This is a genomic window from Streptomyces sp. NPDC045431 (assembly GCF_040646655.1).
Classification (GTDB): Bacteria; Actinomycetota; Actinomycetes; order Streptomycetales; family Streptomycetaceae; genus Streptomyces.
The window spans coordinates 172,578-192,453 of the sequence record NZ_JBEZAQ010000003.1; the positions used below are offsets into that span (position 1 = coordinate 172,578).

Consider the following 19,876-nt stretch of genomic DNA (forward strand, 5'->3'; position numbering starts at 1 on the left):
CTTCGGGCCCCGTACAGGCACAGTCCACGAGAGCGGAGCACGACGTGAGCGTGAGGGCCATGGCGACCGAAGGCGCGGCCGACCCGTTCGGGACCGCCCGGTTGCGGCGCGGGGTGCTCGACGCCTGGGGCGCCGCGCCCGCCCGGTTCCGGGAGGACGCCAACGCCGAGGAGGACCTGGCGCTCGGGGGCTACCGGGACCGCCTGGTGGTGGAGCTCGCGCAGAACGCCGCCGACGCCGCCGCCCGCGCGGGCGTGGCGGGGCGCCTGCGGCTGACGCTGCACCCGGCGGACCCGGACCCGGCCGGCGACGGCCGTGCGGTGCTGGTCGCCGCCAACACCGGCGCGCCCCTGGACGCGACGGGCGTCGAGTCGCTGTCCACCCTGCGCGCGTCCGCCAAGCGCGAGGGCCACGAGAGCGCGGTCGGCCGCTTCGGAGTCGGCTTCGCCGCCGTGCTCGCGGTGAGCGACGAGCCCGCGGTGGTGGGCCGCCACGGCGGGGTGCGCTGGTCGCTGCGCGAGGCGCGCGAGATGGCGGCCGACGCCGCGAAGGCCAGCCCGGGCCTCGGGGACGAGCTGCGCCGCCGCGACGGCCACGTGCCGCTGCTGCGCCTGCCGCTGCCCGCCGAGGGCACCGCGCCCGAGGGCTACGACACGGTGGTGATCCTGCCGCTGCGGGACGCGGCCGCCGTGGACCTGGTCGAGCGGCTCCTCGCGGGCGTCGACGACGCGCTGCTGCTGACGCTCCCGGGCCTCACCGAGGTGGTCGTGGAGACGCCGGGTGGCAGCCGCGTCCTGACCCGCACGCGGCGGGACGGGTACACGCACATCGAGGACAGCGAGACCGGGACGCACCGCTGGCGGACGGTCAGCCGGCAGGGGGCCATCGCGCCCGACCTGCTGAAGGACCGGCCCGTCGAGGAGCGGCTGCGGCCGCACTGGTCCCTCACCTGGGCCGTGCCCGTGGACGGGGAGGGCGCGCCCGTCCGCCCCCGCACCGCGCCCGTCGTGCACGCGCCGACGCCGACGGACGAGCCGCTGGGCATCCCGGCGCTGCTGATCGCCTCCTTCCCGCTGGACACCACGCGCCGCCACCCGGCGCCGGGGCCGCTGACGGACTTCCTGGTGCGGCGGGCGGCGGAGGCGTACGCCGAGCTGCTCGCCGACTGGCGGCCCGTGTCGACGGGCACGATCGACCTGGTGCCGGGCCCGCTCGGCAAGGGCGTGCTGGACGGCGCGATCCGGGGCGCGGTGCTGGAGCTGCTGCCGCGCGTCGCGTTCCTCGCCCCGGCGGCCCCGTCGGAGGAGCTGCAGGCCCTGCGCCCGTTCGAGGCGGAGGTCGTGGAGGGCGCGGGCGCCGAGACCGTACGCGTCCTGGCGGAGGTGCTGCCGACGCTGCTGCCGGCCGGCCTGGAGCGCCGGACCGAGCTGCGCGCGCTGGGCGTGGCGCGGCTGCCGCTGGGCGAGGCGATCGACCGGCTGGCGGGCGCGGAGCGGGCGCCGGAGTGGTGGCACCGGCTGTACGAGTCGCTCGCGGGCGTGGACCCGGACCGGCTGACGGGCCTGCCCGTGCCGCTGGTCGGCGGGCGCACGGCCATCGGGCCGCGCCAGGTGCTGCTGCCGCTGCCGGACACGCCCGTGGACCTCACGCGCCTGGGCCTGAAGGTGGCGCACCCGGACGCCGCGCACCCCGTCCTGGAGAAGCTCGGCGCGGTGGCGGCGACGCCCCGCGCGGTGCTGACCACGCCTCAGGTGCGGGCGGCGGTGGCCGCCTCGCTGGACGCCGCCGACATCTGGGACGAGGAGGGGGTCGACGCGGACGAGCTCGCGGACGCCGTCCTCGCGCTCGTACGGGAAGCCGGCCTGGAGTCGGGCGACGAACCGTGGCTGGGCGCGCTGGCGCTGCCGGACGAGGACGGGGAGCTCGCGCCCGCGAGCGAACTGGTCCTGCCGGGCAGCCCCTTCGCCTCGGTCATGCGCGAGGACGAACTGGCGCTGGTGGACCCGGAGCTGGCCGAGCGCTGGGGCGAGCAGCCGCTCGCCGCCTGCGGGGTGCTGGCGAACTTCGCGCTCGTCCGCGCCACGGACGTCGTGCTCGACCCGGACGAAGTGGAGCCGCGCGAGGGCGACTTCCCCGAGCCGGACGACGTGGGCCTGCTGGACGCCGTCGACGTGTGGTGCGAGGACGTCCTGGACCGGCTGCCGGACACGCCCGTGCCGCCGGTGGCCACCGAGATCGTCGCCGTACGGGACCTGGACCTGGTGGACGACGACGCCTGGCCGCAGGCGCTCGCGCTGCTCGCCCAACCGCCGCTGCGGGACGCGCTCACCCAGCGGGTGCGGATCCTGCTGCCGGACGGCACGACCGAGACCGTCCGCTCCTACACGGCGTGGTGGCTGCGCGGGCACCCCGTGCTCGATGGGCGCCGCCCCGCCGGGCTCCGGGCCGCCGGGGCCGACCCGCTGCTGGAGGGCCTGTACGACGGGGTCGACACGACGGGCTTCGCGGACGCGCAGGTGCTGCGCGCCCTGGGCGTCCGCACGTCGGTCGCGGCGCTGCTGGAGGAGCCGGGCGGCGCGGCGGAGCTGCTGGCGCGCCTCGCGGACCCGGAGCGTGAGGTGGACGCGGCCCAGCTGCACGGCCTGTACACCGCGCTCGCGGACCTCGACCCGGAGCAGGTGTCGCTCCTCCCCGACGAGCTGCGCGCCGTGGTCGACGGCGAGGTGCGGGTGGTCGACGCGGCGGAGGCGCTGGTCGCGGACGCGCCCGACCTGCTGCCGCTGGCCGGGGGCCGGGCGCTGCTGCCGGTGGCCCCGTCGCGGGCGGCGGAGCTGGCGGAGCTGTTCCAGGTGCGGCGGCTGAGCGAGGCCGTGGACGCCGAGGTGACCTCGGAGGGCGAGGTGCACGACGTACCGGAGTCGGTGCACGCCCTGCTCGGGGCCGGCACCCCGGAGACGTACGTCGAGCACGAGGAGCTGCGGGCCGGGGGAGTGGAGCTGGACTGGCTCCGGACCCCGGACGGCACGGTCCACGCCGCGACGCTGGAGGGCGTGGCGGCGGGCCTGGCGTGGGCCGCGGGCCAGTGGCCGCGCCGCTTCGAGGTGGCGGCGCTGCTGGAGGACCCGTCGCGCACGGAGGAGCTGGCGCGGGACCGCTGGTTCGACTAGAGCGCGCGGACCCCAACGGGCCGTCAGGCGTTGGCCGTAGGCCAGGGTCAGGTTTCACTCTTACATGCGGTTTGCATCCTTATCAGCCCACTTCGGGACTTATCCGTGGTGGGCTGGTAGGCGTTCCATCCCCCCACGAGAAGGAGCGAACATGCCTGCCGCAGTAGTCGACTTCATGGAAGAACTCGTCACCCAGCCGCGCAAACAGCACGCCTTCCGCCGCTCGACGGAGGCGTACGTCGCCGACAGCGCCCTGACCGCCTCGGAGCGCGAGGCGGTCGTCTCCGGTGACGTGGAGCGCACGCGCACCGCGCTGGCGGAGCACAGCAGGGTCAAGGAGTCTCACACCATTCTCATCGTCCTGCTCTTCAATCCCGACGAGGTTCCGTCCGGCGCGTGACCGAGCAAACGCATGAGGGAGTCGGTGGTCCGGTGCCGGAAACCATGGACAATGCGCAACTGGTCGTCGTGGGAACCGGATTCCGGGCCATCGGCGACCTCACCGTCGAAGCACGGGCCTGTCTGGAACAGGCCGACAAGGTGCTGTGCCTGATCGGGGACCCTCTGGTCACCCGCCATATCGGAGCGTTGAACGCCTCGGTCGAGACGCTCGACGTCCACTACGCCGTCGGCAAGCCGCGTTCCGCCTCGTACGAGGACATGGTCGAGCACATCCTGTCCGAGGTACGTCGCGACCAATTCGTGTGCGTGGCCCTGTACGGGCACCCCGGGGTGTTCGCCTACCCCGGGCACGAAGCGATCCGTCGGGCGCGCCTGGAGGGCATCGCGGCGCGGATGCTCCCGGCGTGCTCCGCGGAGGACTGGCTCTTCGCCGACTTGGGTCTGGACCCCGGAGAGCGGGGGTGCCAAAGCTTCGAGGCCACCGATTTCCTGATCCGTCACCGCGTCTTCGATCCCACCGGCCTCTTGATCCTGTGGCAGGTCGGTGTGATCGGCATGATGGACCGTGACCCTGGGTACGACGCGCGTCCCGGCGTCACGATTCTGGCCGATGCCCTGGTCGCCTCCTACGGTTCCGATCACCCGGTGACGGTCTACGAAGCATCGCCGTATGTGACCGCGGAACCGCGCATGACGACCGTTCCGCTGGCCAAGCTCCCCGACACCCCGCTGTCGGCGGCCTCCACGCTGGTGGTGCCGCCCTTGCCACCGCGGCCCGTCGACCGGGAGCTGCTGGGCCGCCTCGCCGCCCGCCGTTGACCGGCAAGGGACGCGCGTCAGCCGTCGCTAGGCGCCCGGCCGTGTGCCGGGCGCCCGGCGACGTTCTCAAACACCCGCCGGTGCCGGCGGGGCATCGCCGCGCAGCACGGCCAGCACCTCGATGTCGCGCCAGCGGCCCCCGCGCCAGGCGGCACCGCGGGCCGTGCCTTCGAAAACCAGCCCCGCCTGCTCGGCGCACAGGCGCGCGGCCTTGTTGCCGGCCTCCACATGCACCTCGATACGGTGGGCCTGGGTGTGCGCGAAGAGATACTCCACGAGTGCACGGCCCGCCGTCGCCATCACGCCCCGGCCGCGCGCCTCCGGCAGGAGGTAGGCCCCGACGTTCCAGCACTGCGATACCCCGTTGTAGGCCACCGGGCGCCAGGTCACCGCGCCCACGGCCACGTCCTCCCGCACCACGGCCAGCATGCCGAGCTCGGGTGACAGCAGCCGGTTCGCCTCCCACCGCTGACGCAGCGTCGACGTGTGGCCGGACCACCCGGTCCACGCGTACTGCCCCATCACCTCGGGGTCGTTCAGCGCCCGGTCCAGCATCGCGAGTTCGCTGTCCTGGAAAGGACGGAAGGGACCACCATTCCCCATGCCTCGTACCTCGCTCATCTCTCGCCTCACCCTTCGGAATTCCTCACCGGAGCCGGCGTCCGGAGTGTCGAAAGCCGCCCTCGCCTGGACCCTGGCGGGCGCCACGGCGGCGCTGGAGTACGGACTCGAAGCAAGGTGGGCGCTGCGCGAGCGGCGCCGGAACCGCCGCCACCCGTCCCAGCCGCTCGCGCGGGACCGGCGCAGCACGTACGTCCTGCTCGGCGCCATCGCCCTCGGTGAAGCCGGCGCGGCGGTCCTGATGCGCCGCGTTCCCTCCGCCCGCATGACCGGGGACCGCGCGGCCAACACGCTGATCGCCCTGCCCGGTGTCTGGGCCGGGATGGCGCTGCGCCACTGGGCGGTGGCCACCCTGGGCGAGCACTTCCGCGGCACCGTCGACGTGCGTCCCGGGCAGCCGGTGGTCCGCAGCGGCCCCTACCGCCACCTGCGGCACCCCTCGTACGCCGGAGGGCTGCTCATGGTCGCCTGCGCCGGGTTCGGCCTGGACCACCCGCCCGCCCACCTCGTCCTGGTCGGCGGCACCCTGGCCGGGATGCTCTACCGCATCCGTACCGAGGACGCCGTCCTGATCTCCGCGCTGGGCCCGGAGTACGCCCAGTACGCCGCCCGCACCGCACGTCTCGTCCCCGGTGTCTGGTGAACCGTCGGACCCGGTGACGGAGCGGGGTGCGGAGCTCATGCCCGGTTACCTCGGCCGCGCGACCGCCCCTCATGCGGCGGCACGGCGTACACCGCCCGATGGAGTGAACGGGCGCACCGGCGCCCGCTCCTGGCGGAACCGGGGGCCTAGCCGGCCGCCGGGACCTTCCGGGACACCCACCGCCAGGCCAGCTCCAGCACGGCCGCACCGAGCGCGGCGATGGCGACGGCGGCCCACGGCATCGTCGTGCCCACGAGCTTCAGGGCGAAGAAGTCCTGGAGCCAGGGCACGACGAGGACGACGAGGAAGCCGAGGCCCATCGTCGCCACCAGGCCCACGCGCCACCAGGTGTAGGGGCGGGCGATGATCGCCAGCACCCACAGGGACACCAGGAAGAGGGTGAGCGTCGCCGCGCTGGTCTCGGCGGCGAGCGCGCCCTCCCCGCTGTAGTGGGTGCGGGCGAGGAGGTAGGTGGCGAAGGTGGTGGCGGCGGCGATGAGTCCGGCGGGGATCGCGTACCGCATGACGCGGCGTACGAAGTGCGGCCGGGCCCGCTCCTTGTTGGGCGCGAGGGCGAGGAAGAAGGCCGGGACGCCGATGGTGAGGGTGGACAGCAGCGTCAGGTGGCGGGGCAGGAAGGGGTACTCCACCTGCGAGCACACCACCAGGATCGCCAGCAGCACCGAGTAGACCGTCTTCGTCAGGAAGAGCGTGGCGACGCGTGTGATGTTGCCGATGACCCGGCGGCCCTCCGCGACGACGGACGGCAGCGTGGCGAAGCTGTTGTTGAGCAGGACGATCTGCGCGACCGCCTTGGTGGCCTCGGAGCCGGAGCCCATGGAGACGCCGATGTCGGCGTCCTTGAGGGCGAGGACGTCGTTGACGCCGTCGCCGGTCATCGCGACCGTGTGCCCGTGCGCCTGGAGCGCGCCGACCATGTCGCGCTTCTGCCGGGGGGTGACCCGCCCGAAGACGGCTCCTTCGTCCAGGGCCGTGGCCATCTCCGCCCGCTCGGCGGGCAGGCGGCGCGCGTCGACGGCGCGGTCGGCGCCGTCCATGCCGAGCTTGGCGGCGACGGCGCCGACGGAGACGGCGTTGTCGCCGGAGATGACCTTGGCGGCGACGTTCTGGTCGGCGAAGTAGGCGAGGGTGTCGGCCGCGTCGGGCCGCAGCCGCTGCTCCAGGACGACGAGGGCGGCGGCGCGCGCGGTGGAGGCGACCTCGGGGTCGTCCAGGGCGCCGGTGACGCGGGCGAGGAGCAGCACCCGCAGGCCCTGGGCGTTGAGGTCCTCGATCTCGTCCAGGACGGGGTCGCCGTCGGGGAGCAGCACGTCGGGCGCGCCGAGCAGCCAGGAGCTCGTCCCCTCCGGCTCCTGGAAGGCGGCGCCGCTGTACTTGCGGGCGGAGGAGAAGGGCAGCGTCCGGACGCAGGTCCACCCGCTGTCGGGGTAGGCGTCGATGATCGCCTGGAGGGAGGCGTTCGGGCGGGGGTCGGACGCGCCGAACGCGCCGAGCACCTCGCGTACGTACGTCTCGTCGTACCCGTCGAGCGCCCGCAGCCCGGTGACGTCCATGCCGCCCTCGGTGAGGGTGCCGGTCTTGTCCAGGCAGACGACGTCGACGCGTGCGAGACCCTCGATGGCGGGCAGCTCCTGGACGAGGCACTGCTTGCGCCCGAGCCGGATGACGCCGATGGCGAAGGCGACGGACGTCAGCAGCACCAGCCCCTCGGGCACCATCGGCACGATGCCGCCGACCGTCCGGGCCACGGACTCCTTGAGGTCGGTGTCCTTGACGACGAGCTGGCTGATGACGAGCCCGATCGCGGTCGGGACCATCATCCACGTCACGTACTTCAGGATCGTGGAGATGCCGCTGCGCAGCTCGGAGTGGACCAGCGTGAAGCGGGACGCCTCCTCGGCGAGCTGCGCGGCGTACGCCTCGCGCCCCACCTTGGTGGCGGTGAACGCCCCGCCGCCCGCGACGACGAAGCTGCCGGACATGACCTCGTCGCCGGGTTTCTTCACGACGGGGTCGGCCTCGCCGGTCAGCAGCGACTCGTCGATCTCCAGGTTGTCCGCCTCGGCGACCACGCCGTCGACGACGACCTTGTCGCCGGGGCCGAGCTCGACGCAGTCGCCGAGCACGATCTCGGAGGTGGAGAGCCGCGCCGCGACGCCGTCGCGCCGGACGGTGGGCTTGGCCTCGCCGATGACGGCGAGCCCGTCGAGGGTCTTCTTGGCGCGGAGTTCCTGGATGATGCCGATGCCGGTGTTGGCGAGGATGACGAAGCCGAAGAGGCTGTCCTGGATCGGCGCGACGACCAGCATGATCACCCACAGCACGCCGATGATGGCGTTGAAGCGGGTGAAGACGTTGGCCCGGACGATGTCGGCGGCGGAGCGCGAGGAGCGTACGGGTACGTCGTTGACCTCGCCCCGCGCGACCCGCTCGGCCACCTCGGCGGCGGTCAGCCCCCCGGGCCGGTGCCGCACGGGTGGCGCCACCGGGTGGACGGGGTCGAGCTCCGCCCCGGCGTCGATGACGGGGGACCCCGGCTCGGGGCCGTCGGTGTCGATCTTCGCCCGCTGCGTCATGTCTTCGACGGTACGGCGGGAGGCGGGCGTTCACCCCCCGAGTACGGGGAAGATCCGACCACGGGAGGACGGGGATGGTCCCGTGGACCTACGGGCAGGGCCCGGTGCCTTACGGGCCGTGCCCCGCCACCTGATCGGTCTCAGGAGTCGGTCGGCCCCGGTGCCGCGTCCTGCTGGGCGCGCGCCCGCTTGATCGCGGCGTCGCGCTTGCGGACGTACCAGATGCCGATCAGGCCCAGACCGCCGCCCGCGAGGCAGGTCCAGACCCACCAGGTGAGGTCGCGGTCGGCGAACCAGCCGTAGAACGGGACCTGCACGAGGAAGAGGGCGAACCAGAGGATCGTGCCACCGGTGATCGTGCCGACGACGGGCCCCTCCAGGGGCTCCGGTGCCTCGTGCTTGGGGGTCCACTTCGCCATGCGGCGAGTCTATGCGGAGCGCCGACGGGCGTCCGAGGCGCAGCGGCGTCCCACCCATCGGACGCATCTACGCGCGGAGATACCGATCTTCGCATGATGCATTCATACTGAAACGGCTTATGCCTGACCGGTTTCTTTCGTGTGAATGAACGAATACGACCGGTCAACCCCCCCTTCCCGCCCCCCGCACCCTGAGGTTTCGCATGCCCTCCTCGGTCACCGCTCCGGTGGACACCGGCGCCACGCCGCCGTCCCCGCAGCAGCCGATCAGCGGCCTGGACCGCTACTTCAAGATCACCGAACGCGGCTCCACGGTCGCCCGGGAGGTACGCGGCGGCTTCGCGACCTTCTTCGCGATGGCGTACATCATCGTGCTGAACCCGATCATCCTCGGCAGCGCCAAGGACATGTACGGTCACCAGCTCGACGGCGGCCAGCTCGTCACCGCCACCGTCCTGACCGCCGCGCTCTCGACGCTCCTCATGGGCGTCATCGGCAACGTCCCCATCGCCCTCGCCGCCGGCCTCGGCGTCAACACCGTCGTCGCCCTCCAGCTCGCGCCCCGCATGTCGTGGCCGGACGCGATGGGCATGGTGGTCCTGGCCGGCATCGTCGTGATGCTGCTGGTCGCGACGGGCCTGCGCGAGCGGGTGATGAACGCCGTGCCGGTCGGGCTGCGCAAGGGCATCGCCATCGGCATCGGCCTGTTCATCATGCTGATCGGCCTGGTGGACTCGGGCTTCGTCTCCCGTATCCCGGACGCCGCCCACACCACCGTCCCGCTCCAGCTGGGGTCGAGCGGTCACCTCTCCGGCTGGCCGGTCCTGATCTTCGTGCTCGGCGCCCTGCTCACCCTCGCGCTGATCATCCGCAAGGTGCCCGGCGCCATCCTCATCTCGATCGTCGTCATGACGATCGTCGCGATGGTGGTCAACGCCGTCGCCACCATCCCCTCCTGGGGCCTGACCACCCCGACGTGGCCGGGCAACCCGGTCGCCACCCCCGACTTCGGGCTGGTCGGCGAGGTCAGCCTGTTCGGCGGCTTCGAGAAGGTCGGCCTGCTCACCGGCTGCCTGTTCGTCTTCACCGTCCTCCTCTCCTGCTTCTTCGACGCCATGGGCACGATCCTCGGCGTCGGCGACGAGGCCAAGCTGATGGACAAGGACGGCAACTTCCCCGGCATCAACAAGGTGCTGCTCGTCGACGGCCTCGCCGTCGCCTCCGGCGGCGCCACCTCATCCTCCGCCACCACCTGCTTCGTGGAGTCCACGGCGGGCGTCGGCGAGGGGGCCCGTACCGGCCTCGCCTCGGTCGTCACGGGCGCGCTCTTCTCGGTGGCGCTGTTCCTCACGCCGCTCGCCACGATGGTCCCGTCCCAGGCGGCCACCCCGGCCCTGCTGGCGGTCGGCTTCCTGATCCTGGCCGGGTCGGTGAAGGACATCGACTGGAGCGATTTCACCATCGCCGTGCCCGCCTTCCTGGCGATGCTGATGATGCCGTTCACGTACTCGATCACCAACGGCATCGGCATCGGCTTCATCGCCTTCAGCGTGCTGCGGCTGGCGGCCGGGCGCGGCCGGGAGGTCCCGGTGGCGATGTACGTGGTGTCGGCGGTCTTCGTCTTCTCCTACGCCATGCCGTCGCTCGGCCTGACGTGAGCCGCGTACGTCAGGTGAGGCCGTAGAACCTCTCCGTCTCGTCGACCGCCGCCTGAAAGCGTTCGTCGAAATCCTCCCGAATGAGCGTCCGGACGACATAGTCCTGGACGCTCATTCCGCTTCTCGCCGCGTGCTGCCTCACCCGGTCGAGCAGCTCCCCGTCTATGCGCAGACTCAGCACCGTCGATGACATGCCGGTCAGGGTGACCGCCCCGCCCGGCCGCGCGCGTCACTTTCCGGAAATCTCTCACTCGTTCGGGTGAAGCGTTGGTCTTTAGTCAGAGTAATGAGTTATGCTAAGGAACATGCCTGACCTCTCCCACGGCGATCCGGCCGACACGGCTGCCGTGAACTCGCTCCGCTCGGCCGTCATGCGGCTGGGCCGACGCCTGAAGCACCAGCGCGTCGACGAATCGCTGAGCCCCACCGAGATGTCGGTGCTGGGCACCCTCGCCCGCTGCGGCTCGGCCACCCCCGGTGAGCTGGCCCGCAAGGAGCACGTCCAGCCGCCGTCCATGACGCGCATCGTGGCGCTGCTCGAAGCCAAGGGGCTGGTCCGGCTGGAGCCGCACCCCGACGACCGCCGGCAGAAGGTCGTCAGCTCGACCGAGACGGCCGAGACCATGCTGGAGGAGTCCCGCCGCAAGCGGAACGCCTGGCTGGCCTCGCTCGCCGAGGGTCTCGACGAGGACGAGTGGGCCAAGCTGCGTGCGGCCGCGCCCGTGCTGGAGAAGCTCGCGCACCTGTAAGCACACCGCATCGAGGAGGCGAACCTTTGAGTACGGGAAACGGAGCAGACTCCGCACCCGCACACATATCCACCACCGACACGCGCACCACCAAGAAGTCGACCTTCGCCTCCCTGAAGGTCCGCAACTACCGGCTGTTCTTCACCGGGGCCATCGTCTCCAACACCGGCACCTGGATGGCCCGCATCACCCAGGACTGGCTGGTGCTGAGCCTCACCGGCTCCGCCGCGGCCGTCGGCATCACCACGGCGCTGCAGTTCCTGCCGATGCTGCTCTTCGGCCTGTACGGCGGCGTCATCGCCGACCGCTACCCCAAGCGGCGCCTGCTGCTGGCCAGCCAGGCCGCGCTCGGCCTGTGCGGTCTGGCGCTCGCGGTCCTGACCCTCTCCGGGCACGTCCAGGTCTGGCACGTGTACCTGATCGCGTCCCTGCTCGGCATGGTCACGGTCGTCGACACCCCGGCCCGTCAGTCCTTCGTCTCCGAACTGGTCGGCCCGGTCCAGCTGCGCAACGCCGTGAGCCTGAACTCCGCGAACTTCCAGTCGGCGCGGCTCGTCGGCCCCGCCGTCGCGGGCGTGCTGATCGCCTCCATCGGCAGCGGCTGGGCGTTCCTCGTCAACGGCCTGTCCTTCCTCGCCCCGCTGACCGCGCTGCTGCTGATGCGCACCGGCGAGCTGCACAAGGCCGAGCGCGCCCCGCGCGGCAAGGGCCAGCTGCGGGAGGGCCTGCGGTACGTCGCCGGGCGCCCGGAGCTGATCTGGCCCATCGCGCTCGTCGGTTTCATCGGCACCTTCGGCTTCAACTTCCCGATCTGGCTCACCGCCTTCGCGGACGGCGTCTTCCACGTCGGGCCGGGGACGTACGGCCTGCTCAACACCCTGATGGCCGCCGGATCCCTGGTCGGCGCCCTGCTCTCCGCCCGGCGCGGCACCTCGCGGCTGCGGCTGCTGGTCGGCTCGGCGATGGCCTTCGGCGTCCTGGAGATCGCGGCGGCGCTCGCCCCGGCGTTCTGGCTGTTCGCCCTGTTGCTGGTCCCCATCGGCATGCTGGGCCTCACGGTCAACGTCACCGCGAACGCGTCGGTGCAGATGGCGACGGACCCCGTGATGCGGGGGCGCGTGATGAGCCTCTACATGATGGTGTTCGTCGGCGGTACGCCGCTGGGCGCGCCCCTCGTCGGCTGGATCACCGACACCTACGGCGCCCGCACCGGGTTCGCCGTGGGCGGCGCGGTCTCGCTGGCCGCGGCGGCGGTCATCGGCCTGGTGCTGGTCCGGGCGGTCGGCCTGCGGCTGAAGCTGGACATGCGGCGGGGGCACCCGCACGTGCGCTTCGTACCGCGCGAGCAGCTGGCGACGGCGGCGTAACGCCGCGCGTAAGGCCCCGGGGCGCACTCCGTGCGCCCCGGGTGTCACACCCGTCGCGCCAGCACCTGGCCCGGCCAGTCGTCGATCGCGAAGGTCTCCGTCGGCGTGAAGCCGTTGCGCTCGTAGCACCGCACCAGGCGGCCCTCGCCGCCCGCGAAGCAGTCCACCCGCAGCAGCGAGACCCCCTGCCGGCGGGTCTCCTCCACCGCGTGCGCCAGCAGCGCGCTGCCCACACCGCGCCCGTGGTGCCGGCCCTCGGTGGCGAGGCTGCGGACGAACACCTCCGGCTCGCCGGCGGGCGGGACGTGCGCCCCCGGGACCGGCGCCAGCGTCATGGTCCCGGCGGGTACGCCGTCGATCTCGGCGATCCAGGGCGAGCACTCGGCGACGTACCGGTGAAACCCCTCCACCAGCTTCGGACTGGCCGAGAACGGCTCGGTGCCCCACTGTGCCGTGATGCCCCGCGCGTTGAGCCAGACGACGGCGCTGTCCATGATGGCGAGCATCGTGGGGACGTCGTCCGCGACGGCCTTCCTGATGGTGATGGGCATGTTCATGGCCTGAGAATAGGGGCGCGCGATCATGCCAGACTCGCGTCATGAGGCTTTTCGCTGCCGTGCTGCCGCCTCCCGCGGCCGTCGACGAACTCGCCGCCGAGGTCCGCCGCCTGAAGACCCTCCCCGGCGCGGACGAACTGCGCTGGACCGGCCGGGAGGGGTGGCACTTCACCCTCGCCTTCATGGGCGAGGTGGACGAGCGGCTCCTGCCGGAGCTGCGCGGCCGGCTCGCCCGCGCCGCCCACCGCACCGCGCCCTTCCCGCTGCGCCTCCACGGCGGCGGCCGGTTCGGGCGCCGCACCCTGTGGGCGGGCGCGGCCGGGGCGCTCGACGACATCCGGCTGCTCGCCGAGCGCACGGACGCGGCGGCCCGCCGCACCGGTATCGCGATGGACGAGCACCGGGCGTACCACGCCCACCTGACGCTGGCCCGCGGCCGTACGCAGACCGTCGACCTGCGCCCGTACGTCGACGAGCTCCAGCACTTCGAGGGCGCGCGGTGGCAGGTCGGCGAGCTGGTCCTCGTCCGCAGCAACCTCGCCGCGAAGGGCGAACCCGGGGGCCCACCCCGCTACGAGACCCTGGCCGCCTGGCCCCTGGGATAGCCCCTGCTAGCAGTGGTCGGGCAGCCAGCCCTGCTGGACCGCGCGTACGCCCGCCTCGAAGCGGCTGCGCGCGTCCAGGCGTTCCATCAGGTCGGTGGCGATGCGGCGCGCCGTACGGGGTGAGACGCCCAGCCGCTTGGCGATGGCCTCGTCCGTGTACCCCTCGGCGAGCAGCCGCAGCGCCGCCGACTGCTGCGCCGTGAGGCCGTGCGGCCCGAGCGCCGGCACCTCGGCGAGCGGCTGCGCGGCCGTCCACGTCGTCTCGAAGAGCGCGCACAGGGCGGTCAGCATGCCGGCGCCGGTGAGCAGCACCGCTCCGTCCGCGGAGCTCTCGTTGCTGACCGGGATCAGCGCGGTCGTGCGGTCGACGATGACCATGCGCGTCGGCAGCGAGGGGGCGGTACGGACCTGACCGCCCAGTCCCGCCAGCCAGTTGGCGTGCTCGATGGAGGGGCGGCTGTTGCGCACGCTGTCCAGGTAGATCGTGCGCATCCGTATCCCGCGCCCGAGCAGGTCCTCGTTGAGGGGGCGGGACGAGGCGATGGCCGACTCCGTGAGCGCGGCGTCCGGGGAGAACGTCATGACCTCGGTGGTGACGCTCCGGGTGAGCGCGATCAGCCGGTCGCGCACCTCGTCGAGGCCGACCAGCTGCTCGACACCGGGGGTGCCGCCCGCCGGGGTGAGCTCGGTGTACTCGGAGATGAGCTGCGCGGCGGCGGCCCTCGACGCCTCCAACCGCTGCTGCTGCGCCGCGAGTTCGGCCTGCCGCCGGGCGAGCAGGATGTCCATGCCGACGTCGGGTGAGACCGCGCGCAGCCTGCCCTCGTCCTCGGCGGACGGCCGGACCAGGGCGAGTTCGCTGAGGTCGTCCAGGGCGTCGCGTACGGCGTCCTCGGAGGCTCCGATCAGCGTGGCGAGCGCCGCCACACCGGCGTCGGGCCGCGACAGCATGGCGCGGTAGACGGCCTCCGCCGTGACGTCGAGACCGAGCTCGGTCAGCATGTTTCCCCCCGGATCGCTGAGGTCATCGCGTACATGACGTGCGCACATGATCATCGCAGACACCCCACGTCATCACACAAGGCTCACACCTTCGTGAACACCGACATGGACGGAAGCGGCCAGTGCCCGAACAGGCCGCCTTTGTCATGGCGTACGGCGGTTCATTCGCGGCGAAGGTGGAAAGCATGTATCTGGTCCACGCCCACTTCGAACTCGTTCCGCCGCATGAAGTCCCCGGCGTCCTGCGTGAGTTGGCCCGCTCATCGCTCCTCCCGTCCGACCGCGTGGAGCACCTCTCGGTGCATCCGCGCTCCCCGCACGCCTTCACGCTCGGCTTCTACTCCACGGCCGGCAGCCTGGCGGAGGCGGAGAGCGGAGCGACGGCGGTGTGCCGGCGGCTGCTCGCCGAGGCCCGCTGGCTGCCGCCCGCCCGACTGACCCGCGTAGGGGTCCCGCTGATCGCGCCCGCGCTCCTGGGCGACTGGCCGAGCCGGCTCTGAACGGCCCGCGCCGGGCGGGGGGTGGACGCAACCGTCCAGGGCCGATTCCGGCCCGGGGAAATCCCTTCTCACCCCGCTGACCTGCGGCTTAGCTATGGATCAACGGCCGGAACGAGCTCGATGGGCGTCACCGCGGAACGCCTGACCGAACCGGCCGGTCACCTGCCACGCCAGTCTTCCCGAAGGGGTCTCAGCACCATGAGCCGCATCTCCGCCACCCGGGCCGCCGCGGTCGCCGCCCTCGCCCTCGCCGGCACCACCGGCACCACCGGCACCACCGCCCGCGCCGCCGCGGGATGCGCCGACGACATGAGCTGGCAGTAAGAACCGCCGCCATCTCCACCGCACTTCCTACTGCCTGCCACCACGTCCCAGGGGGGACCTCCGCATGAACGCCATCCGCACGACCGCGCGCCGAGCCACCGGCATGCTGCTCGCCGGAGCCGCCGGGGCCGGGCTGCTCACCGCCGCCGGCATCGCCACCGCCACCACCGCCCAGGCCGCCACCACCTGTTCCGGCACGGTCTCCATCTACGGTGTCCTCGACGACGGCCGGCTCACCTTCAGCGCCATCAACCCCTCCGGCGGCGACCTCGCGAAGGTCCGGGTGGGCCAGGACCTCGGCTTCGAGCCGAAGGCGATGGCGACGCTCAACTTCAACACCATCCTGGTCACTTCGACCACCGGCGCCCTCTACCGCGTCGACGTCAAGACCAACAACGAGACCCTGGTCCTGGAGCGCAACCCCGTCCGCATCGCCGACAGCGGCTGGACGCACGACAAGCTCACGTACGACGGCCACGGCCACCTCTACGGCACCACGGCCGCCGGCCTGCTGCTGCGCTACAACGTCACCGAGGACAAGCCCGCCGGCTCCCAGCACATCGGCGCCCGCACCGAGATCGGCACCGGCTTCACCCTGAAGACCCTCACCGCCACGGGCGACGACCGCCTCGGCGCCACCACCTCCGACGGCAAGCTGCTCGACTACGTCATCTCCGGCAGCACCTGGAAGCGCAACGACCTCAAGGCCGACGGCTGGTCCGCCTTCGACCAGCTGGTCTCGCCCGGCGGCGGCCTGTACTACGGCCGGATCGCCACGACGGGCGCCATGTACTGGTACAAGGACGGCAACCCGACCGACGGCAGCGGCGCCGACATCACGTACAACACCACGGACCCGGTCACCGAGTCCGGCTGGACGCAGAAGCTGCTCTCCGCGCAGCCCGCGACGTTCAAGTGCGTCACGACCACCGAGACGCTCGACCCGAACGACATCCCCGCGGTGAAGGCCAAAGCCCGCGACATGATGATCCAGCAGGACGCGACCTGGAACACCACCACCCAGTGGAACTGCCTCGACGCCCTGTGGCAGCGCGAGAGCACGTGGAAGTGGAACGCCGACAACCCGACCTCGGACGCGTACGGCATCCCGCAGGCGAACCCCGGTTCCAAGATGTCCGTCTACGGCGACGACTGGCGGACGAACCCGGTCACCCAGATCAAGTGGGGCCTGAACTACATCGAGGACCGGTACGCCACGCCGTGCGGCGCCTGGAACCACTCGCAGTCGGTCGGCTGGTACTAAACCCCCCCTTCCTCCCGCCTTCCTCCCCCTTCCTCACCCCCCGTTTTCCGAAGACTTCGGCCCGACCGCGCCGTCAGGGCTGCCGGAAACCCGCGCCTTCCCAGGAGACATCCATGTTCGGCACGTCCCAGACGCTGCGCACCGCCGTCACCGCCCTCGCCGCCGGGGCCGTCTCGCTCGGCCTGGTCACCCTGAACGCCTCCACCGCCAGCGCCGACACGACGGTCTGCTCCGGTACGGCCTCGATCTACGGCGTCCTGCCCGACGGCCGCCTCACCTACTCGGCGATCAACCCGACCAGCGGTGACCGCATCAAGACGCTCGTCGGCCCGGACCTGGGCTTCACGCCGAAGGCGATGGCGACGCTCAACTTCAACACCGTGCTGGTGACGTCGACCGCCGGTGAGCTGTACCGCGTCGACGTCCAGACCAACAACACCACACTGGCCCTCGCCAACGCCCCCGTCCGCATCGCCGACGGCGGCTGGACGCACGACAAGCTGACGTACGACGGCTACGGCCACCTGTACGGCACCGCGAGCGGCATCCTCATGCGTTACCTGGTCTCCGAGGACAAGCCGGCGGGCTCGCAGCACATCAACCAGCGCGTGGAGATCGGCACCGGCTTCGTCCTGAAGACCCTCGCCGCCGCGGGCCAGGACCGCCTGATCGCCACCACCGACGCCGGCAAGCTCCACTCGTACAAGATCATCGGCAATGCGTGGAAGCGGGACGACCTCAAGGAGGACGGCTGGTCCGGTTTCAACCAGCTGGTCTCGCCCGGCGGCGGCTTCTACTACGGCCGTACGGCCAACACCGGTGGGATGTACTGGTACAAGGACGGCAACATCTCCGACGGCAGCGGCGCCGACATCGCCTACCACACCAACGACCCGGTCGACGAGTCCGGCTGGACGCAGCAGCTGCTGTCCGCCGCTCCCCGCACGGTCTCCTGCAAGGTCGTCAGCACCCTCGGCCAGGACATCGCCAACGACGCCAACGCCGAGGTCGGCAACACCTTCAGCGACTTCCCCCAGTTCGACTACAGCAGCGCCTGGTGCGCCGAGTTCGTGAAGTACATCTGGGCGGGCAACGACGTCGACTACGCCTACCAGCTCGACGCCCGCGCCATCAGCCTGCGCGAGTACGGCGTGCGCCACGGCACCTGGCACACCACCGGCCCGAAGGTCGGCGACGCCGTACTGTACGACCGGGAGAACAACCTGTCCGACGGCCGGGCCGACCACGTGAACCTCGTCGTGGCGGTCTCGGCGGACGGCAAGCAGATCCAGACGGTGGGCGGCAACGAGAGCCGCCAGGTGCAGCGCAGCGGCTGGTTCTCCTGGGACACGGCCTCCAGCCCGGTCGGCGCGGGCCCGGTGCAGGGCTTCGTCTCCCCGAAGGGCTGACGACTCCCCGACCCGCCGACGGCCACGCCTCCTCACGAGGGGGCGTGGCCGCATTGGGTCAAGGCCGTTTCGGTCCACCGGGAACCTCTTCCACCGGCTCCCACCTGCGACGAAGCTATGGAGCACCGGCCGGAACGCGCGTCACCGCGGGACGCGGGTCCGACCGGGAAGCCACCTCAGCCCTCGCAGCGAAGGAACGACACACCATGATCCGCACCCGTATCGCCCAGGCCGCCGCGGTCGCCGCCCTCGCCCTCGCCGCCCTCCTCGCCGGCAACGGCGCGGCCGTCGAGCCCGCCCCCGCCCTCACCGTCGCCGGTGACATGAGCTGGCAGACCGCACCGGCGGGCACCCTCGGTGACATGAGCTGGCAGTAGCCCCGCACCGCGGGTCCCTCCGGGTGGTCCTTCCCGGCGGGCGGTTACGCTCGACGCGTGGACCCGAAAACCCGAAACCGGATCATGGCCGGTGTGCTCGTACTGATGTTCCTGATCGTCGCGGTGGCGTCGGTCGTGTGACCGCCGCCTACCAGGCGAACGCCTCCGGCGACGGCCCCGTCCCCGGGAAGATCGCGTCCAGCCCCGTGAGCACCTCGTCCGAGAGGTCCAGCTCGACCGCGCGCAGCGCGGACTCCAGCTGCTCGGCGGTGCGCGGCCCGACGATCGGTCCCGTCACCCCGGGCCGGGTCAGCAGCCACGCCAGCGCGACCTCGCCCGGCGCGAGCCCGTGCTTGTCGAGGAGGTTCTCGTACGCCTGGACCTGCTCGCGTACGGCACTGTTGGCGAGCGCGTCGGCGGAACGGCCCTGGGTGCGGCGCGCCGTACCCTCCGCCTCCTTCTTGATCACGCCGCCGAGCAGTCCGCCGTGCAGCGGGGACCACGGGATGACGCCGAGGCCGTAGTCCCGCGCGGCGGGGATGACCTCCATCTCGGCGCGGCGTTCGGCGAGGTTGTAGAGGCACTGCTCGCTGACGAGCCCGACCATGCCGCGGCGGGCGGCGCTCTCGTTGGCCTGGGCGATCTTGTAGCCGGGGAAGTTGCTCGAACCGGCGTAGAGGATCTTGCCCTGCTGGATCAGTACGTCGATGGCCTGCCAGATCTCCTCGAACGGCGTGCGCCGGTCGATGTGGTGGAACTGGTAGAGGTCGATGTAGTCGGTGTTGAGCCGCCGGAGGCTGCCCTCGACGGCCCGCCGGATGTTGGCGGCGGAGAGCCGGTCGTGGTTGGGCCACACGTCCCCGTCGCCGCCCATGGGCCCGTACACCTTGGTGGCGAGCACGACCTTGTCGCGCCGTCCCGCCTCCTTGGCGAACCAGGAGCCGACGATCTCCTCGGTGCGGCCCCTGTTGTCGGTCCCGCCGTAGACGTTGGCGGTGTCGAAGAAGTTGATCCCCGCGCCGAGCGCGGCGTCCATGATGGCGTGACTGCCGGCCTCGTCGGTCTGCGGCCCGAAGTTCATGGTGCCGAGGACGATGCGACTGACCTTGAGTCCGGTGCGTCCGAGCTGCGTGTACTTCATGGACGTACAGCCAACGCCTTGGAGCGCGCTCGAAGCAAGGGCGCGTGGGAACACGGGTGTTGGGCCCGCTCGTCGGCGCGCGGCGCTGAACCGTCCCCTCCTCTTCCGTGCGGTCCCCGGGTGCGCCGCGCGCCTTCGGGACGGGTGTCCACTCTGTGAGATGAGTGCTGGTCTGACTGCGGAGCGCAATATACATTCCCGAAGGAATATTTCTCCTGCGGGAGAGTGCCACGCGCTGTGCATGCGCTGCAGCGT

The 19,876-nt window shown here is 72.0% G+C and carries 20 protein-coding genes; 13 read left to right on the forward strand and 7 right to left on the reverse strand.

What is annotated here, in order from left to right; all coding sequences use genetic code 11:
- Positions 1-59 precede the first annotated feature (59 nt).
- The 3 genes from AB0A69_RS09325 to AB0A69_RS09335 all read left to right on the forward strand — a co-directional run bounded on the left by AB0A69_RS09325 (position 60) and on the right by AB0A69_RS09335 (position 4,388).
- Positions 60-3,167 (forward strand): molecular chaperone Hsp90, encoded by a 3,108-nt coding sequence (locus tag AB0A69_RS09325; RefSeq protein ID WP_361417381.1) that lies wholly within the window; start codon positions 60-62, stop codon positions 3,165-3,167.
- A gap of 151 nt (positions 3,168-3,318) precedes the next feature.
- On the forward strand, positions 3,319-3,567 hold the full coding sequence (locus AB0A69_RS09330) for a hypothetical protein (protein ID WP_361417384.1): 249 nt from the start codon (positions 3,319-3,321) through the stop codon (positions 3,565-3,567).
- Positions 3,564-4,388: an SAM-dependent methyltransferase gene (locus AB0A69_RS09335; RefSeq protein WP_361417386.1), complete on the forward strand. Its 825-nt coding sequence runs from the start codon at positions 3,564-3,566 to the stop codon at positions 4,386-4,388. Before AB0A69_RS09330 ends, AB0A69_RS09335 begins: the two co-directional genes overlap by 4 nt.
- Positions 4,389-4,454: 66 nt before the next feature.
- On the opposite strand, the gene AB0A69_RS09340 is transcribed toward AB0A69_RS09335, so the two are convergent.
- A complete protein-coding gene (locus AB0A69_RS09340) occupies positions 4,455-5,009 on the reverse strand; it encodes a GNAT family protein (protein WP_361417388.1) in 555 nt (184 codons plus the stop codon).
- 46 nt (positions 5,010-5,055) lie between these two features.
- On the opposite strand from AB0A69_RS09340, the gene AB0A69_RS09345 reads away from it, so the two are divergent.
- Positions 5,056-5,652 (forward strand): isoprenylcysteine carboxylmethyltransferase family protein, encoded by a 597-nt coding sequence (locus tag AB0A69_RS09345; protein WP_361417391.1) that lies wholly within the window; start codon positions 5,056-5,058, stop codon positions 5,650-5,652.
- A 146-nt stretch (positions 5,653-5,798) separates the two neighbouring features.
- Here AB0A69_RS09345 and AB0A69_RS09350 read toward each other — a convergent pair whose 3' ends face one another.
- Together AB0A69_RS09350 and AB0A69_RS09355 are read right to left on the reverse strand one after the other, a co-directional pair.
- On the reverse strand, positions 5,799-8,249 hold the full coding sequence (locus tag AB0A69_RS09350; RefSeq protein WP_361417394.1) for an HAD-IC family P-type ATPase: 2,451 nt from the start codon (positions 8,247-8,249) through the stop codon (positions 5,799-5,801).
- 140 nt (positions 8,250-8,389) lie between these two features.
- The gene (locus AB0A69_RS09355) at positions 8,390-8,668 is read right to left on the reverse strand and encodes a DUF2530 domain-containing protein (RefSeq protein ID WP_361417396.1); all 279 of its coding nucleotides are present in this window, start codon (positions 8,666-8,668) and stop codon (positions 8,390-8,392) included.
- 203 nt (positions 8,669-8,871) lie between these two features.
- On the opposite strand from AB0A69_RS09355, the gene AB0A69_RS09360 reads away from it, so the two are divergent.
- Positions 8,872-10,326, forward strand: coding sequence for an NCS2 family permease (locus AB0A69_RS09360; protein WP_361417399.1), 1,455 nt, complete (start codon positions 8,872-8,874; stop codon positions 10,324-10,326).
- 10 nt (positions 10,327-10,336) lie between these two features.
- On the opposite strand, the gene AB0A69_RS09365 is transcribed toward AB0A69_RS09360, so the two are convergent.
- Positions 10,337-10,519: a ribbon-helix-helix protein, CopG family gene (locus AB0A69_RS09365; RefSeq protein WP_361417402.1), complete on the reverse strand. Its 183-nt coding sequence runs from the start codon at positions 10,517-10,519 to the stop codon at positions 10,337-10,339.
- A 112-nt stretch (positions 10,520-10,631) separates the two neighbouring features.
- Here AB0A69_RS09365 and AB0A69_RS09370 point away from each other — a divergent pair, with 112 nt between their 5' ends.
- The gene (locus AB0A69_RS09370; protein WP_361417405.1) at positions 10,632-11,075 is read left to right on the forward strand and encodes a MarR family transcriptional regulator; all 444 of its coding nucleotides are present in this window, start codon (positions 10,632-10,634) and stop codon (positions 11,073-11,075) included.
- 26 nt (positions 11,076-11,101) lie between these two features.
- Complete coding sequence (locus tag AB0A69_RS09375) at positions 11,102-12,442, forward strand: MFS transporter (RefSeq protein WP_361417407.1); 1,341 nt, start codon at positions 11,102-11,104, stop codon at positions 12,440-12,442.
- A 44-nt stretch (positions 12,443-12,486) separates the two neighbouring features.
- Here AB0A69_RS09375 and AB0A69_RS09380 read toward each other — a convergent pair whose 3' ends face one another.
- Positions 12,487-12,993: a GNAT family N-acetyltransferase gene (locus AB0A69_RS09380; protein WP_361418423.1), complete on the reverse strand. Its 507-nt coding sequence runs from the start codon at positions 12,991-12,993 to the stop codon at positions 12,487-12,489.
- 47 nt (positions 12,994-13,040) lie between these two features.
- Between AB0A69_RS09380 and thpR the strand changes: the two genes are divergently transcribed.
- Positions 13,041-13,604 (forward strand): RNA 2',3'-cyclic phosphodiesterase, encoded by a 564-nt coding sequence (gene thpR, locus AB0A69_RS09385; protein WP_361417409.1) that lies wholly within the window; start codon positions 13,041-13,043, stop codon positions 13,602-13,604.
- 6 nt (positions 13,605-13,610) lie between these two features.
- On the opposite strand, the gene AB0A69_RS09390 is transcribed toward thpR, so the two are convergent.
- On the reverse strand, positions 13,611-14,606 hold the full coding sequence (locus tag AB0A69_RS09390; RefSeq protein WP_361417412.1) for a LuxR C-terminal-related transcriptional regulator: 996 nt from the start codon (positions 14,604-14,606) through the stop codon (positions 13,611-13,613).
- 185 nt (positions 14,607-14,791) lie between these two features.
- Between AB0A69_RS09390 and AB0A69_RS09395 the strand changes: the two genes are divergently transcribed.
- From AB0A69_RS09395 to AB0A69_RS09415, 5 genes are all read left to right on the forward strand, one after another.
- Positions 14,792-15,106 (forward strand): hypothetical protein, encoded by a 315-nt coding sequence (locus AB0A69_RS09395; protein ID WP_361417414.1) that lies wholly within the window; start codon positions 14,792-14,794, stop codon positions 15,104-15,106.
- 198 nt (positions 15,107-15,304) lie between these two features.
- Positions 15,305-15,430 carry a hypothetical protein gene (locus AB0A69_RS09400; RefSeq protein ID WP_361417417.1) on the forward strand — a complete coding sequence of 42 codons (126 nt, stop codon included), beginning with the start codon at positions 15,305-15,307 and terminating at the stop codon, positions 15,428-15,430.
- 64 nt (positions 15,431-15,494) lie between these two features.
- Positions 15,495-16,694, forward strand: a complete 1,200-nt coding sequence (locus AB0A69_RS09405; protein ID WP_361417420.1) for a tachylectin-related carbohydrate-binding protein — start codon at positions 15,495-15,497, stop codon at positions 16,692-16,694.
- Between the two features lie 113 nt (positions 16,695-16,807).
- Positions 16,808-18,103 carry a CHAP domain-containing protein gene (locus AB0A69_RS09410; RefSeq protein WP_361417423.1) on the forward strand — a complete coding sequence of 432 codons (1,296 nt, stop codon included), beginning with the start codon at positions 16,808-16,810 and terminating at the stop codon, positions 18,101-18,103.
- A 206-nt stretch (positions 18,104-18,309) separates the two neighbouring features.
- On the forward strand, positions 18,310-18,480 hold the full coding sequence (locus AB0A69_RS09415) for a hypothetical protein (RefSeq protein WP_361417426.1): 171 nt from the start codon (positions 18,310-18,312) through the stop codon (positions 18,478-18,480).
- Positions 18,481-18,628: 148 nt separating this feature from the next.
- Here AB0A69_RS09415 and AB0A69_RS09420 read toward each other — a convergent pair whose 3' ends face one another.
- Positions 18,629-19,621, reverse strand: a complete 993-nt coding sequence (locus AB0A69_RS09420) for an aldo/keto reductase (RefSeq protein ID WP_361417429.1) — start codon at positions 19,619-19,621, stop codon at positions 18,629-18,631.
- Positions 19,622-19,876 lie beyond the last annotated feature (255 nt).

Bases quoted from the DNA above. Each gene is read 5' to 3' on its own strand.
- AB0A69_RS09395 (WP_361417414.1), top strand. From the start codon at position 14,792: ATGTATCTGGTCCACGCCCACTTCGAACTCGTTCCGCCGCATGAAGTC.
- AB0A69_RS09340 (WP_361417388.1), bottom strand. From the start codon at position 5,009: ATGAGCGAGGTACGAGGCATGGGGAATGGTGGTCCCTTCCGTCCTTTC.
- AB0A69_RS09325 (WP_361417381.1), top strand. From the start codon at position 60: ATGGCGACCGAAGGCGCGGCCGACCCGTTCGGGACCGCCCGGTTGCGG.
- AB0A69_RS09390 (WP_361417412.1), bottom strand. From the start codon at position 14,606: ATGCTGACCGAGCTCGGTCTCGACGTCACGGCGGAGGCCGTCTACCGC.
- AB0A69_RS09415 (WP_361417426.1), top strand. From the start codon at position 18,310: ATGATCCGCACCCGTATCGCCCAGGCCGCCGCGGTCGCCGCCCTCGCC.
- AB0A69_RS09380 (WP_361418423.1), bottom strand. From the start codon at position 12,993: ATGCCCATCACCATCAGGAAGGCCGTCGCGGACGACGTCCCCACGATG.
- thpR (WP_361417409.1), top strand. From the start codon at position 13,041: ATGAGGCTTTTCGCTGCCGTGCTGCCGCCTCCCGCGGCCGTCGACGAA.
- AB0A69_RS09360 (WP_361417399.1), top strand. From the start codon at position 8,872: ATGCCCTCCTCGGTCACCGCTCCGGTGGACACCGGCGCCACGCCGCCG.
- AB0A69_RS09355 (WP_361417396.1), bottom strand. From the start codon at position 8,668: ATGGCGAAGTGGACCCCCAAGCACGAGGCACCGGAGCCCCTGGAGGGG.
- AB0A69_RS09420 (WP_361417429.1), bottom strand. From the start codon at position 19,621: ATGAAGTACACGCAGCTCGGACGCACCGGACTCAAGGTCAGTCGCATC.
- AB0A69_RS09370 (WP_361417405.1), top strand. From the start codon at position 10,632: ATGCCTGACCTCTCCCACGGCGATCCGGCCGACACGGCTGCCGTGAAC.
- AB0A69_RS09400 (WP_361417417.1), top strand. From the start codon at position 15,305: ATGAGCCGCATCTCCGCCACCCGGGCCGCCGCGGTCGCCGCCCTCGCC.
- AB0A69_RS09350 (WP_361417394.1), bottom strand. From the start codon at position 8,249: ATGACGCAGCGGGCGAAGATCGACACCGACGGCCCCGAGCCGGGGTCC.
- AB0A69_RS09405 (WP_361417420.1), top strand. From the start codon at position 15,495: ATGAACGCCATCCGCACGACCGCGCGCCGAGCCACCGGCATGCTGCTC.
- AB0A69_RS09330 (WP_361417384.1), top strand. From the start codon at position 3,319: ATGCCTGCCGCAGTAGTCGACTTCATGGAAGAACTCGTCACCCAGCCG.
- AB0A69_RS09365 (WP_361417402.1), bottom strand. From the start codon at position 10,519: ATGTCATCGACGGTGCTGAGTCTGCGCATAGACGGGGAGCTGCTCGAC.
- AB0A69_RS09410 (WP_361417423.1), top strand. From the start codon at position 16,808: ATGTTCGGCACGTCCCAGACGCTGCGCACCGCCGTCACCGCCCTCGCC.